Below are 13,454 nucleotides of genomic sequence, written 5' to 3'. Positions count from 1 at the left end.
AAAAAGTAAAAAAATGAAATTTTTCAATAAAATATTTTTAGTATCAGGAATATCGGCAATGCTTTTATCATGTACGGGAGAGCTGGATATTCAGCCTGAAGGAACTCCTACGGAAGCCAGTTTCTGGAAAACGGAAAATGATCTGATCACCGGCGCTAATGCTATGTATAAACCTCTGTCTGACGGAGAGTTTTACGGACGAGGTTTCTTTTGGTTTATCAATGCCAGTGATGATATGGTAACAGGAAGGGCGAAGAGTGAGGCGGATAATGCCAAGAACTTCAGCAGCAATTATATAGCAGCGGGAGATCTGGAAACACAATGGAACAAAAGATATAATGTAATCGGAGTTGCTAATCGTGTGATCCGTAATGTTGACAATATTCAGACTTCGGCAGCTATAAAGAATAAATATTTGGGTGAAGCTTTATTTATGAGCAGTCGGATGTATTTTGAGCTAGCCTATAATTATGGAAATGAAAAAGCGGGAATTCCTATTATAGACCGTACAAAAGAACCGGATCCCAATCCTATTCCAAGAGCCGCTAATGTAATGGTGAATTACAACTATATTGTGAATGACCTGAAAAAGGCGGCAGAACTGTTGCCAGCTCAGGCTGAACTTCCGGCAAAGGATTTTGGAAGACCTCATAAAGCCGCGGCATGGGCATTGTTGGCAAAAGTGTATCTGTTTATGAAAGACTGGCAGAATGCAGAATATTGGGCTAATGAAGTCATTACAAAAGGAAACAGAAACCTGTTGAGCAATTATAAGGATGTCTTTAAAGCCGAAAATAATTATAGCTCAGAATATATCTGGTCAATACCAAGTACCCCTAAATTTAATTCGGTGGGAAGTATTCTTCCGGGAGTAATGCTTGAAAACAAAGGATGGGGAGAATATAATGGATGGGGATATTTCCAGCCGACAAAAGAGCTGTATGATGAATATGAAACAGGGGACCTCAGAAGAAGTGCAACGATTCTGAAATTGGGTGATAAGTTTACTTTTAACGGAACAGAAAGAACCTATGCTTCTTCCAATTCCCTTACCGGTTATCAGTTCAATAAATATATGGATGCATTTAAATATCAACTGAACAGTGGCCACGTAAGTGCCAACGGGGATTATCCGTGTACAGATCTTGCCGTTCCGATTATGCGTTATGCTGAGGTAATCCTCATCAAAGCAGAAGCTTTACTGATGAAAGGCAGCAATGCTGACGTAGAAATCAATATGATAAGACAACGTGCAGGCTTAGCTCCAAAATTCGGATGTACTATGGCTGACCTGAAGCACGAAAGACGTTGTGAGCTTGCAGGAGAATGGGCAGACCGTCACAGAGATCTTGTCCGCTGGGGAGATGCTAAAGAAACGTATGCAAAACCTCTTCACGGGATAAACAATCAGGAAGTATGGGCCGCAAGAAATTTTAACCCTGCTGTACATAACGTATGGGCCGTTCCGCAAGCTGAAATTGTAAACAGCCATAATGTTATTAAACAAAACGAAGGTTGGTAAATGTTAGTCTAATATATATTATCCGCTATATCATCACAGAACTGCTGTGGTGATATAGTTTTTTTCAAAAATAGTATGAAATTATCAAAGATTTTGGCTGTATTGGCCCTGGCTGTTTTCTCTGAAAATCAGGCACAGAATTATTTAAATTATAATGTGGGAAATGCCCATTCTCATAATGACTACATGCAGGAAATCCCTTTCTGGCAGGCTTATTATGCTAATTTTGGTTCTATTGAAGCAGATGTTTTCCTGGTGAAAGGTAAACTATGGGTAGGCCATACGGAAAAAGAACTGTCTTCAGACCGGACCTTAGAAAACCTTTATCTGGACAATATCTCGAAACAGATTAAACAGAATAAAGGACATGTTTATCCGGATGCCAATAAAAAGCTGCAGCTGCTTATTGACATCAAGCAGGATTATAAGACTTCTTTGAATGCATTAGTAAGTACCCTGAAAAAATATCCTGAGATTACAGGGGATTCAGGTATTAAAATAGTGATTACGGGAGGAAGGCCTCAGCCGGGTGATTTTAAAAATTATCCCAGCTACCTTTATTTTGATGGAGATCTTGAAAAAAATTATACTCCGGATCAGCTGAAAAGGGTAGGAATGTTCAGTGCAGATTTACCTGAGCTTATAAAATGGAATGGGAAAGGAATTCCAAGGGATGAAGAAACCGATAAGATTAAAAAAGCAGTGGAAAAAGCCCATGTTCAGCAAAAACCAATGCGTTTTTACGGAGCTCCTGATTTCCCTAATGCTTGGGTGAATTTTATGGATATGGGAGTGGATTATATCAATACCGACCATATTCCGGATCTTAAAAAGTTCATGAATACCATTCCTAAAAACTTTTATAAAAATACCAAAGAATACACTACCTATACGCCCACTTATAAAACGGATGGTTTAGCTAAAAAGGTGAAAAATGTGATCCTTCTGATTCCGGACGGAACGTCGTTACCACAGTACTATGCTGCATTTACAGCGAATAAAGGAAAGCTGAATGTTTTTAATATGAAGTTTACAGGATTGTCCAAAACCAATTCTTCCAATGCCTATATTACAGACTCAGCTCCCGGTTCTACTGCTTTTGCTACAGGGGTAAAAACCAAAAATACATTTGTGGGAGTAGACCATATGGGAAAAGCCTTGGCACAGATTCCTGATATTATTGCAGATAAAGGAATGGTTTCCGGTTTAATTTCTACAGGAGATGTTACCGATGCTACGCCTGCAGATTTTTATGCACATTCAGATAACAGAAATAGCTCAGAGCCGATACTGAAAGGCTTTGCTTCTTCCAAAACAAAAATTTTAATCGGAGGTCCTACCAGTGGATTATCCCAGGAAAACCTGCAAAAGTTTAAAGAGGCGAAAGTAGATGTATTCTATGATTTGAAATCGGTTAGCAAAATAAACAACCGTACATTGATTATTGATCCTTTAGCCTCACAAAGAATTACGAATGGAAGAGGAAACTGGTTGGCTGATGCGTTTGATCTTACTTTAAACGAAGTAAAGAACAATAAAAAAGGATTCTTTATGATGATTGAAGCTTCACAGACCGATGGAGGAGGACACAGCAATAATATTGAGCAGCTGGTAACCGAGTTACTGGATTTTGATCAGGTGGTAGGGAAAGCCATGAAGTTTGCTGATGAAAATAAAGAGACATTAGTAATCGTTGTAGGGGACCATGAAACTGGAGGATTGACGCTTCTGGACGGTAGCCTTAAAGACGGATGGATATTTGGAAACTTCAGTACCAATGATCACACTTCAATTCCTTCCAGTGTATTTGCGTACGGACCCAATTCCAAAGAATTTACAGGGCTGTTTGAAAATACAGAGATCTTCAATAAGATTTTGGCAGCATATGGTATTCAGAAATAATGTATAAGAATAAGGATGTTTCATTATTGAGATTGTCTTGTTGATTGTAATAAGGAATGAAAGCATCATATTATTAAAATTCTTATAACATTAGATTACACAGATTATTCAGATATATTAATTGATCTAATAAAAACCGGCTGTTTCACTTTTGAAGCAGCCGGTTTTTTGTATTTCTTAGAAATTTAAGATTCTAAAAATTTGTTTTAACGATCAGCTCAGATAACTCAGCATTGACAAAGTCTATAGGCATTACCCCGTAAGTTCCTTGTGTATTTGTTTGGAAGAATGTTTTCAATTTAGGATTAATGCTGTTGGAAACTGTAGGGATGCTTGGTATTCCGAAGATTCCCGGTTTGTAGCCACTTGTAAAGTTGACAAAAAGCTTATTGCTGCCATCATTCTTGGCTTCATTCAGGAGAGATGAAATGCCTGCCCATTTATCATCATTATTCGTTACCTTATAATAATCCTGGACTTTCATTGGAGCGCCATTGTTATTGATTTCAAATGTAGTATTGTCTGCCCATGAAGTTGCATTGATCCCTTTGGCTGTTCCTGCTGAGAATCTTCTTAATAATTTGATTTTCCCCCTTACCTGTCCAAGATTGGGGATATTGGTTCCCAGATCCCATTTTGATGGATTTTTCTGAATGTACGAATCAAAAGTACTTTCAAAACTTCTGGTCGTATTGGAAGCATCATATTCTTCTTTTACAGACATGATGATGGTTTCTGAAGGATGACTTTCCAGAAATGAATAGCAGGCAGTAAGGACATCATCAAAATTCAGATTCTGATAAATAGGACCATGGTGAATCGCAAAAGAATTGTCAATATGCCGGCAGCGGATATCCAGAAAACGTACCCCTGTATTGAGTTGTTCACCGATACTGAGGTTTTGGGTTTTTGCCGTACCGCTGTTAGAAGGGATTTCTCTGGTAGCACCGGAGTCATGAGTACCAGGAATAGAAATCCTTGAAATTGAAATGTTATCCTGAAGGCCGGACATCCAGCTGTTCATGGCTATAGGAAGTGCAGCATTTCTGTAGTTGGCTTTTTCTACAGATGTTATTCCATTATCATTTACCTCTCTTTCGGTACTGGCATCCGAGCAGGAGAAAAATAAACTTGCGGTGGCAATACTAAGACTCATCGTAGTAAAACGTCTCATGTGGTTCTTGAACATAGTTTTATTATATTTTTAGGTAAGCTAAAAATAAGAATAGGTCAAGATATAAGGAGTTAATTTAATTTTAAGAGATGATTAATTTGTATGACATAAATAAGAAAGAAATCTACATTCTAAAAAAAGAGATCATCAGCAGAACCGGGAATTCTGAATTGATGCCCTCCAATGGTAAAGTCATTCATCTTTATAAGGGTTTTCAGCTTATGGGTAAACTCCTTGTGAAAAGGATCAGGTGCTTTCGTTTCATCATTACAGGATGAATATTCTTTATCAACGATAACCTTTCCTGTTGAAAAATTGATCTCATTCAAAAAAATAAAATCACAGGTGTCTTCAAATTGATCATGGGAACCTATCAAATAGAAATCTCCATTCTGAAACCTGAAAGTATGGTTATAATTTTGGGTATGTCTTGAATTGGTATTAAATGTCTGTGAAATCGTCAGTGCATTATTTTTGATAGAAATTTCCGGAGGAGTATTCTCTTCAGGGTAAAAACCCATTCCGCTTGAAAAAAGAACGGTGGCGTTTTTCTTCCAGACCTTAAGGCTGTTATCCTCGTTTTTCAGAATGTAGAAAACTCTTTTATAATCTTTAAATTCCGGATTGTCTGCGTTTTCTGAAGCTTTCTGATCAGTATCAAATATAATCACCACTTCATCTTTTCCGTCCTTATCCAAGTCTCCTTTAGATTCGGCAATCTTTGTATATCCTTTCGGTGTCGGAAAATTTTTCAGACCCTGGGCATTATAAAAAGTGATCAGCAATAAAGCAATTAAAGAGAAAAGACTTTTCATACAGCTATATTTGAATTTATAATCCGGTATCTTCTTTTTCGATCAGTCCGGATTCTTTCAAATAGCACATGCACCCTTTTATCGTTTTGTATATACCGTTGATATTGGTCTCTTTACCCTTAGTGTCGGTTACTGTGATACCGGTAGAATAGGAATTATCTTCTGCGTAGTATGTTCTGAAAAGCTGATATTGATACTCCTTATTGGTAAAGGTCAAATAGTTGAGCTCCATTCCTGCATTCTGTTTTCCTCCTCCTCTCATATAAGATCTGTACCTGAATTTTTTCCAGCTGTCTTTTGTCTTTTCAGCGGGAAATTCCATTTCTACATGATCTTTACTCCCAAAACGGTACTGAATGTATCCGTTCTCTTTATCTTTTACCAAGGCCATTTTCTTTCCTGTTTTCGTTTCAAAAGAATACAGAATTTCTTCATTGGGAAGCAGGTATTGCGCCCAAACTGACAATGGAAGTAGTAATGAAAATAAAATTAAATATTTTTTCATGGAAGGATATGATGTATTAAATGTAGTAATTTGAAATGACTTATAATCTTATTCAAATTACCACATTCTTAAATTATTTTGTAACTACAGAGGCAAGGTCTTCCCAGAACATCGGATAAGACTTTTCTACAACATCCTCCTCTTCGATACTAAGCTCTTTGATCAGGCAAAAAGGAGCAAAGCTCATCGCCATTCTATGATCCTGGTAGGTTTTAATAGAAATATTTTCTTGCGGATTCCCAAAATGGATAGATTTGATAGTTAGATCCGTGATTTCCGTTTCCGTTCCCAGTTTTTTCAGCTCATTATATAAAGCCAGTAATCTGTCGGTTTCTTTCACTCTTAAAGTTCCCAGTCCTGAAATATCAAAAGGAATTTGTAATGCTGCCGCAGTTACACAAAGAGTCTGTGCAATATCCGGACAATTGTTCATATCCAATACGATTTTTTCCGGAAAAGAAAAATCCGGCTGAGGTTGTAATGTGATTTTATGCTCATCCTCAGAAAAGATCGTTTTAATCCCGAAGAAGTCTTCATAGATTTTTGCAATGGCCGAATCCCCTTGAGTAGATTCTTTATAAAAGCTTTTTAAATAAATTGTTTTTCTTCCCAACGCACAGATAGAGTAGAAATAAGAAGCCGAACTCCAGTCACTTTCTACTTCATAACTTAATGCTGAAGATTCACTATCCTCATAGTGGTGTTCTACTTGTATGGTATTTCCTTCAAAGCTGCTTGTAATTCCAAATTTTGTTAAAATATCCAGGGTCATTTCAATATAAGATCTTGACGTTACCTCGCCGACAAGATTAATCTTCAGTCCGTTTTCAAGTTTTCCTGCAATAAGAAGAAGAGATGTAATAAACTGACTTGAAATATTGGCAGGAACATTCACCTGGGTTTGAGTGATTTTTCTTCCTGTGATTTTTAAAGGAGGAAATCCTTCATTTTCTAAATATTCAATGTCCACACCAAGATCTCTCAAAGCGCTTACCAAATTTTTGATAGGTCTTTCTTTCATTCTCCCTGAGCCGGTAAGAACAGTTGTTTTCCCTTCCTGAATTGAATAATAGGATGTAAGAAAACGCATGGCTGTTCCCGCATGGTGAATATCCACCACATCAGTATTTGCAGATAATGCTTTTTTTAGCAACTGCGTGTCCTGAGAATTGGAAAGATTTCCGATTTTTATATTGCTAAACAGACTTTCCAAAATCAATAAACGATTCGAAATACTTTTCGAACCGCTGATCTGTACTGTTTTATCTCCAGTTAATGTTGATTTCTCTAGCTTCATTATTTCTTCATATTTCAAAATCCGGACATCAGATTTCAGATATGCTTACCTGAAATCTGATGAAGATCTTATTTTAATTTTTCATTATTCTGATGGCGATCCTTATCCCGATCAGTTTTTATTTTCATTTTTTTGTCAAATGCTTCCTGGAGGTTGACTCCAGTCTGGTTGGCCAAACATAAAGTAACAAAAAGAACATCTGCCAGTTCTTCTCCAAGATCTTTGCTTTTGTCGCTTTCTTTTTCGCTCTGCTCACCATACCTTCTGGCAATGATTCTGGCAACTTCGCCCACTTCTTCGGTCAGCATCGCCATATTGGTAAGCTCATTAAAATATCGTACACCGATGGTTTTTATCCATTCGTCAACCTGCTGCTGTAGATGAGTGATTTCCATTATTGATAAGCTCCAAGAGTAGGGTTAGTGGTTCTGGATACATTCACGATATCAAAAGGTACCGTTCCTGCCACTGTTACATTTCCTTTACCTCTGGCCGGAGAAGGCGTTTTTACCCTTAAATTCATTTTAGCCATGAAATAATTGACAAACTGAGGTTCCTCATTTTTGATACTTTGTACCACATTGGTATTATTGTCGAAAGGGAAACCTGCTTCCGATGTTCCGGAATATTTTAATAAACAGTTTTGGATTAAGAATTCAAACTGCTGCCCCGGTGTCTGTTCAAACTGAACAGAATTATCTCTGTCAGAATAGACAATACTGTTTTGCAGGATAAGCTGCTGTAAAGCGCCTTGTTCGGTCTGCCCTGCATCATTTTTCCATTCATTGGTTGCAAAAATTCCTTTTCTGTCAAAAGAACTCATGCTTCTTGAATAATTGGCAATCGTGGCATGAGTATAGGTGTGATTTCCACCTCTGAAAATTCCGATACAGGATGAACCACAGTTGTTCATTACCAGGTTATTGGCATTAACTGTAGAAGCTACTGCATAAATTCCATATTCAAAGAACGTATGGATGAATGAGTTTTTAATGGTGGCGGTAGTCTGTCTCATATCCAGACCCCTGGTTCCTCCAAAAAGTCTTGCATGGTTCATATTCAGTGTTGAATTGGCTTCCATTCTGATTGAGTTCCAGTTTTTAGGAAGGGTATCATGATCCAAATCATTTCTGTCACCCCTAATAATCACCTGTTGATCCTGTGTTCCGTTGATATTTAAAGTGCCCCCTGAAGAAATTTTCATTCCACTGTTTTGGTGGAAATATACTTTAGTACCCTGTTCTATATTCAACATGATATTCGGATTAACGGTAAGGTTTCCGTAGATGATCTTGGCCTTATTGTTATTCCATGTAGTATGATTTGCAATTATATTAGGATTAGTGGACGTCTGAATAAAAAACTCAGCATCCTGAACCACAGAAAATAAAGTGACATGCTGCTGGCCTGCAGGTCCGGAGAAAAGAACTTTATCTTCAGCAATGGCTTCAGGTCCTGAAGCTTCCGGAGCTATTTCAACAAATATAAAAAGACTGTCTTTTTTTCTTAAAGGAACATCCTTAAAATCATATCCTGGTTTTCCATCTACATTAATTCTATATAAAGAAGCGGCTCCTTTTTCAAGGTTAATTCTTGGGATTAGAATATCTTTATCCTCATTATTATATACTTTTACAACATAGGTTTCTGAACGAACCTGGTGGTATACCGTGTCACAAAATACCGTATCCCTGGAAAAACGCAGCTCCTGTGAAGGGGCATCAAACGTAATATCGTCCTTATTACACGATACTGCGGCAAGCAGTACCCAGAAAGAAAAAGCCAGTAATAATTTGAATTTCATCGAAATTAAAGTTTAAGTAAGTTCCAAATTTAACGAAAATACTTTGAATTTCTTATCATTAAAAAAATATTGAATTCAGTATTTGCATATTTAAAAAAATGTTGTATTTTTGCAACCTAAAATTAGCAGAGAAATATCCATTACTATTTCGGAAGCAAACTTTAATTTTTTTAAAAATAGTATTATGAAAAACGGAATTCACCCAGAAAATTATAGACTTGTTGTTTTCAAAGATATGAGTAACGACGAGGTGTTTCTTTGCAAGTCTACTGCAGAAACAAAAGACACTATCGAGTATGAAGGACAAGAGTACCCTTTGATCAAAATGGAAATCTCTTCATCCTCTCACCCTTTCTACACTGGTAAAGTAAAATTAGTTGATACTGCAGGTAGAGTAGATAAGTTCATGAACAAATACAAAAAATTCGCTAAGTAATTTTTTGCTATCAAAATATAGAAGTCTTCCAATCTTTTGGGAGACTTTTTTTGTGTCATAACGTGATGTGGCTGCCCAGATAAAGCGTAATAAAAGTAGAACTTTGCGTTAAAGAGAAGGTATATTGATGTAAGTTTTTATTACTCCCAATTTTTGCACCTGATCCTATTCTAACTTCTCACATCTTTTTGTATTTTTGTTTTGGATAGAATTTCAGTCTCTGAATTCTAACTTTTAATCTCTAACTTCTAAAAAATGCAATTAGTATTTTCAGACGCACAATATTGGGAAGACTTTCTTCCACTTACTTTTACCCGCCCTGTTGCAGCAATGCGATGCGGAATCCTCACTTTCTCAGAAAGATGGCAGAAAATCCTGGAGAATAATGAAGTTTCTTATTTTACAGAAAACTATCTTCAGAATAAGTTTAAAAATCCTGAAGATACAGAGAGTCTTTTTCTGGTTGCCAATTTTTTACCTACAGAATCAGTCATTCAGCAGATCAAAGAACTTAAACAGGGAGAGGCGCTGGTATATGAAGACGAATTGGTGGCGGCCAGAATTAACATGAAAGATTTTTCCTTACATCAGATTGAAAAAATGACGGATATTAAGGAAAAGCTTATTTTCTTTAAGAAGCCTGCGGATCTGTTTACCTATAATCACCATGCTATTGATTTTGATTTTGAACTTCTTACAAAAGGAAGAACTTCACAGGAACTTTCTTCTACCAATGGATTCTTAGGAGATAAGAAAGATCTGTTTATTGAAGAAGGAGCACAGATTGAATTTTCAACCCTGAATACCAAAACAGGGAAAATCTATATCGGTAAAAATGCTGAAGTAATGGAAGGCTGTAATCTTCGTGGTCCTATTACATTAGGAGATGATTCTAAGTTTAATCTTGGAGCCAAAATCTATGGAGCTACTACTATCGGGCCCCATTGTAAAGTAGGGGGTGAAGTAAACAATATTATTATTTTCGGCTATACCAGTAAAGGGCATGAAGGCTTTATCGGGAATTCCGTTATAGGAGAATGGTGTAACTTCGGAGCCGATACCAATTCTTCCAACCTTAAAAATAATTACAGCCATGTAAAACTCTGGAACTACAGGACTAAAGCTTTTGAAGATACAGGCTTACAGTTTGCAGGTCTGATCGTAGGTGATCATTCAAAAACAGCAATCAATACCCAATTGAATACAGGAACTGTTATTGGCGTGGCTTCCAATATCTTTAAACCGGGCTTCCCTCCCAATCTTGTAGAAAACTTCTCATGGGGTGGGCTTAAAGATGATGAAAGGTTTAAGTTGGATAAAGTGTATGAAGTTGCAGAAAGAGCAATGGGAAGACGAAAAGTCTCTCTAACAGACGATGACAAGGCGATTTTAAAACATATTTTTGAGACCTATTAACCTGATTATAAAAAAACTTCAAAATAATTGAAGTTTTTTTTATTTTCGATGTAATAGAATGGTAACAGCAATTGTCTTACCTATAAGAAACAAAACTCATGACCCAAGAAACTTTCAAGAATACGGTGTTTATTCTCAAAGACGAGATGTATCGTTTTGCGAAAAGATTTGTCATGAGCAGTGATGAAGCAGAAGATGTTGTGCAGGATCTGATGATGAAATTCTGGCAGAAGAAGGAGGAACTTGAGCAGTTTGGGAATTTGAAATCCTATGCGCTGAAATCTGTCCGGAACGAATGCCTGAACCGTCTGAAGCATCACAACGTGAAGATAGGGTTTGCAGATATGCAGCTCCACAGATCAGAGCTCTACAGTATGGATATTGATAATCTTAAAGATCATATTATAGGATTTATCAACCAGCTTCCGGAAAAGCAGAAAATGGTCATCCATATGAAAGATGTAGAGGAGTATGAAGTTTCCGAAATTTCTGAAATGCTGGAAATGGAAGAAAATGCAGTAAGGGTAAACCTGATGCGGGCAAGACAAAAGGTAAAAGAACAAATTACACAATTGATGAGTTATGAAAAAAGATCAATTACAAGATAAATACGACGAAATCTTCCGGGACATAAAGGACGAAAAAATGGACTGGAGTTTTGAAGACTTTCTTCAGAAGACAGAAGAAAAAGATACTGCTCCTATTATTCCTTTAGAAAAGAATAAGCCTTCTTTCCCAAAATGGTTCTGGATGGCAGCAGCTGTTCTGTTACTTTTCAGTATTGGATTTATTTTCAATACCTATCAGAATACAGGTGCTCAGGATGCCGAAAAATTAGTGAAAGATGAAGTATTAAGACAAAAGTCTGACTTTATAGAAGAGAATAATGACCATAAAAGCCAGGTAGCTGTTAATCATACAGATTCTATCTCAGGAGCAAAAAAAGACTCTATTTTTCAGGGAAATTCTATGGCTGAAAAAGATGTATTGGATGAGATTCTACCCAAAAGAGGACGGCTTAAAAAAGAGAGAAAGCCGAGATATGTAGATAATTCTTCTTTCAACACTAAAACAAAAAAAGATTCTACAGGCTATGAAAACTCTTACGTTATCGTTAACGGAAAAAGAATTGATAATGTAGAAGAAGCCATCAATGTGACTAAGTATTCATTCCAGATATTTGCAAATAACGTTAGTGAAAAATTGGTACAGCCTAAAGTGGTGGATGACGATTATTAACTGAAAAAGATTCGGTCTGATCAGTAGTACTCATCATTAACTTAAAAAATAAAATTGACTCATGAAAAAACTATTCATAATATTCGCACTTGCTTTCTCCCATTTTTTTAATGTATATGGGCAAAGAGACAAATTCGACCAGCTTTTTGAAAAATATCAGGAAGTGGAAGGAGTTACTTCCATCAAAATTGCCAAGCCGATGTTTGGAATGCTTAGCAGCCTGAATATTGATGATTCGCAGCTGGATCAGATAAAACCATTATTATCAAAAATTAATGGATTAAAAATTCTGATCACAGAGAATCCTGAAAAAGGAAATACAGCAGACGGACGCAGAGTTCAGGACAACCTTTCTCAATTGAGCAGAGATGTAGCTTCCTATGTGAAAAATCTCAATTATAGCGAGATCATGACAGTGAATAACGCGGGAGCTAAGGTAAAGTTCCTCTCTTCCGAAGCTAAGAATGGAATGCTGGATGATTTGCTGTTGAGCATTGACGGAGGTGGCGGAGAGAGTATTTTTGTAATGCTTGACGGGAAGCTTTCTATGGATGATGTCAGCAAGATCATTAATTCCAGTGAAACCAAAAAGAATCCTGTAACAAACACAAGAAATACACTTACTTCAGAAAATAATGTGTCTTATCTGAATGGAGAAGCAAGAAATGTAGGTGAGTTTTCAGGAATCCAGGTGAGTACAGGAGTAAATGTTGTTTTCAAACAGGAAAAGCCTACCAGTGTTAAGGTAATTGCAGATGCAGATAAGCTGCAATATATTATTACAAAAGTAGAAAACGGAGTATTGAAGATCCATGTTGATAATAAAGGAGTAAAAAACTTAAGGTTTAAAAACTTAAGCGTTAATGTATCTTCTCCAAAAATGGATAATATTGATATCTCATCAGGATCAAACTTTACGGTAGTCAATTCTATTCAGGAAAAGGATATGAGAATTGATGCATCATCGGGAGCTCACATGACAGGTGATTTTAAAATCATGGAAGCCGTAGACCTGTCTGTTTCATCGGGAGCAAGTGTAAGAGCGGGAGTGACTGCAGGGAATATATCCATTAAAAGCTCAAGCGGATCCAGTACCAGCTTAAGTGGAAAAGCCAATTCCGGAACCATTGATATCAGCAGCGGCGCTGTCTGTAAGGCAGAAGACTTAAAGTTTGATTATGTAGAAACAGAAGCTACATCAGGTGGAAATCTTACAGTAAGTGTATCAGGAAAATTAAAAGTGAGAGCATCTTCAGGAGGACTGGTAAGATATAAAGGAAGACCGGAAATAGAATCCAATATCAGCAAAACTTCAGGAGGCTCATTAAAAGCTATAGACTAAAA

The 13,454-nt window shown here is 36.9% G+C and carries 13 protein-coding genes; 7 read left to right on the top strand and 6 right to left on the bottom strand.

The window, feature by feature from the left end; all coding sequences use genetic code 11:
* Nucleotides 1-13 precede the first annotated feature (13 nt).
* A complete protein-coding gene (locus MP477_RS08605; RefSeq protein ID WP_257190057.1) occupies nt 14-1,522 on the top strand; it encodes a RagB/SusD family nutrient uptake outer membrane protein in 1,509 nt (502 codons plus the stop codon).
* 75 nt (nt 1,523-1,597) lie between these two features.
* Nucleotides 1,598-3,424 (top strand): alkaline phosphatase, encoded by a 1,827-nt coding sequence (locus MP477_RS08600; RefSeq protein WP_257190056.1) that lies wholly within the window; start codon nt 1,598-1,600, stop codon nt 3,422-3,424.
* Between the two features lie 193 nt (nt 3,425-3,617).
* Here the strand turns inward: MP477_RS08600 and MP477_RS08595 are convergent, their stop codons facing one another.
* From MP477_RS08595 to MP477_RS08570, 6 genes are all read right to left on the bottom strand, one after another.
* Complete coding sequence (locus tag MP477_RS08595; RefSeq protein WP_230037344.1) at nt 3,618-4,613, bottom strand: phosphatidylinositol-specific phospholipase C; 996 nt, start codon at nt 4,611-4,613, stop codon at nt 3,618-3,620.
* A 116-nt stretch (nt 4,614-4,729) separates the two neighbouring features.
* Complete coding sequence (locus MP477_RS08590; protein ID WP_257190055.1) at nt 4,730-5,413, bottom strand: hypothetical protein; 684 nt, start codon at nt 5,411-5,413, stop codon at nt 4,730-4,732.
* A gap of 16 nt (nt 5,414-5,429) precedes the next feature.
* A complete protein-coding gene (locus MP477_RS08585; RefSeq protein ID WP_257190054.1) occupies nt 5,430-5,918 on the bottom strand; it encodes a hypothetical protein in 489 nt (162 codons plus the stop codon).
* A 73-nt stretch (nt 5,919-5,991) separates the two neighbouring features.
* Nucleotides 5,992-7,215 (bottom strand): 3-phosphoshikimate 1-carboxyvinyltransferase, encoded by a 1,224-nt coding sequence (locus tag MP477_RS08580; protein ID WP_257190053.1) that lies wholly within the window; start codon nt 7,213-7,215, stop codon nt 5,992-5,994.
* Between the two features lie 68 nt (nt 7,216-7,283).
* The gene (locus MP477_RS08575; RefSeq protein ID WP_047488591.1) at nt 7,284-7,610 is read right to left on the bottom strand and encodes a nucleotide pyrophosphohydrolase; all 327 of its coding nucleotides are present in this window, start codon (nt 7,608-7,610) and stop codon (nt 7,284-7,286) included.
* Nucleotides 7,610-9,019, bottom strand: a complete 1,410-nt coding sequence (locus MP477_RS08570) for a hypothetical protein (protein ID WP_257190051.1) — start codon at nt 9,017-9,019, stop codon at nt 7,610-7,612. The genes MP477_RS08575 and MP477_RS08570 overlap by 1 nt, the downstream gene beginning before the upstream one ends.
* Nucleotides 9,020-9,203: 184 nt before the next feature.
* On the opposite strand from MP477_RS08570, the gene MP477_RS08565 reads away from it, so the two are divergent.
* The 5 genes from MP477_RS08565 to MP477_RS08545 all read left to right on the top strand — a co-directional run bounded on the left by MP477_RS08565 (nt 9,204) and on the right by MP477_RS08545 (nt 13,452).
* Entirely contained in the window at nt 9,204-9,455 is a 252-nt protein-coding gene (locus MP477_RS08565; RefSeq protein ID WP_047489008.1) for a type B 50S ribosomal protein L31, read from the top strand.
* 255 nt (nt 9,456-9,710) lie between these two features.
* Entirely contained in the window at nt 9,711-10,871 is a 1,161-nt protein-coding gene (locus MP477_RS08560) for a putative sugar nucleotidyl transferase (RefSeq protein WP_257190050.1), read from the top strand.
* Between the two features lie 98 nt (nt 10,872-10,969).
* On the top strand, nt 10,970-11,479 hold the full coding sequence (locus MP477_RS08555; RefSeq protein ID WP_230037356.1) for an RNA polymerase sigma factor: 510 nt from the start codon (nt 10,970-10,972) through the stop codon (nt 11,477-11,479).
* Nucleotides 11,454-12,110 carry a hypothetical protein gene (locus MP477_RS08550; protein WP_257190048.1) on the top strand — a complete coding sequence of 219 codons (657 nt, stop codon included), beginning with the start codon at nt 11,454-11,456 and terminating at the stop codon, nt 12,108-12,110. Before MP477_RS08555 ends, MP477_RS08550 begins: the two co-directional genes overlap by 26 nt.
* A 61-nt stretch (nt 12,111-12,171) precedes the next feature.
* A complete protein-coding gene (locus tag MP477_RS08545; RefSeq protein WP_257190046.1) occupies nt 12,172-13,452 on the top strand; it encodes a DUF4252 domain-containing protein in 1,281 nt (426 codons plus the stop codon).
* Nucleotides 13,453-13,454: the final 2 nt, after the last annotated feature.

It is taken from the genome of Chryseobacterium sp. WG23 (assembly GCF_024586575.1).
Lineage (GTDB): Bacteria > Bacteroidota > Bacteroidia > Flavobacteriales > Weeksellaceae > Chryseobacterium.
The sequence above is the reverse complement of the archived record's forward strand: the minus strand, read 5'-3'. Positions and strand labels throughout refer to the sequence as shown.

What these genes read in the sequence shown, in the direction of transcription:
- MP477_RS08605 (WP_257190057.1), top strand. Translation starts at nt 14, where the DNA reads ATGAAATTTTTCAATAAAATATTTTTAGTATCAGGAATATCGGCAATG.
- MP477_RS08600 (WP_257190056.1), top strand. Translation starts at nt 1,598, where the DNA reads ATGAAATTATCAAAGATTTTGGCTGTATTGGCCCTGGCTGTTTTCTCT.
- MP477_RS08595 (WP_230037344.1), bottom strand. Translation starts at nt 4,613, where the DNA reads ATGTTCAAGAACCACATGAGACGTTTTACTACGATGAGTCTTAGTATT.
- MP477_RS08590 (WP_257190055.1), bottom strand. Translation starts at nt 5,413, where the DNA reads ATGAAAAGTCTTTTCTCTTTAATTGCTTTATTGCTGATCACTTTTTAT.
- MP477_RS08585 (WP_257190054.1), bottom strand. Translation starts at nt 5,918, where the DNA reads ATGAAAAAATATTTAATTTTATTTTCATTACTACTTCCATTGTCAGTT.
- MP477_RS08580 (WP_257190053.1), bottom strand. Translation starts at nt 7,215, where the DNA reads ATGAAGCTAGAGAAATCAACATTAACTGGAGATAAAACAGTACAGATC.
- MP477_RS08575 (WP_047488591.1), bottom strand. Translation starts at nt 7,610, where the DNA reads ATGGAAATCACTCATCTACAGCAGCAGGTTGACGAATGGATAAAAACC.
- MP477_RS08570 (WP_257190051.1), bottom strand. Translation starts at nt 9,019, where the DNA reads ATGAAATTCAAATTATTACTGGCTTTTTCTTTCTGGGTACTGCTTGCC.
- MP477_RS08565 (WP_047489008.1), top strand. Translation starts at nt 9,204, where the DNA reads ATGAAAAACGGAATTCACCCAGAAAATTATAGACTTGTTGTTTTCAAA.
- MP477_RS08560 (WP_257190050.1), top strand. Translation starts at nt 9,711, where the DNA reads ATGCAATTAGTATTTTCAGACGCACAATATTGGGAAGACTTTCTTCCA.
- MP477_RS08555 (WP_230037356.1), top strand. Translation starts at nt 10,970, where the DNA reads ATGACCCAAGAAACTTTCAAGAATACGGTGTTTATTCTCAAAGACGAG.
- MP477_RS08550 (WP_257190048.1), top strand. Translation starts at nt 11,454, where the DNA reads ATGAAAAAAGATCAATTACAAGATAAATACGACGAAATCTTCCGGGAC.
- MP477_RS08545 (WP_257190046.1), top strand. Translation starts at nt 12,172, where the DNA reads ATGAAAAAACTATTCATAATATTCGCACTTGCTTTCTCCCATTTTTTT.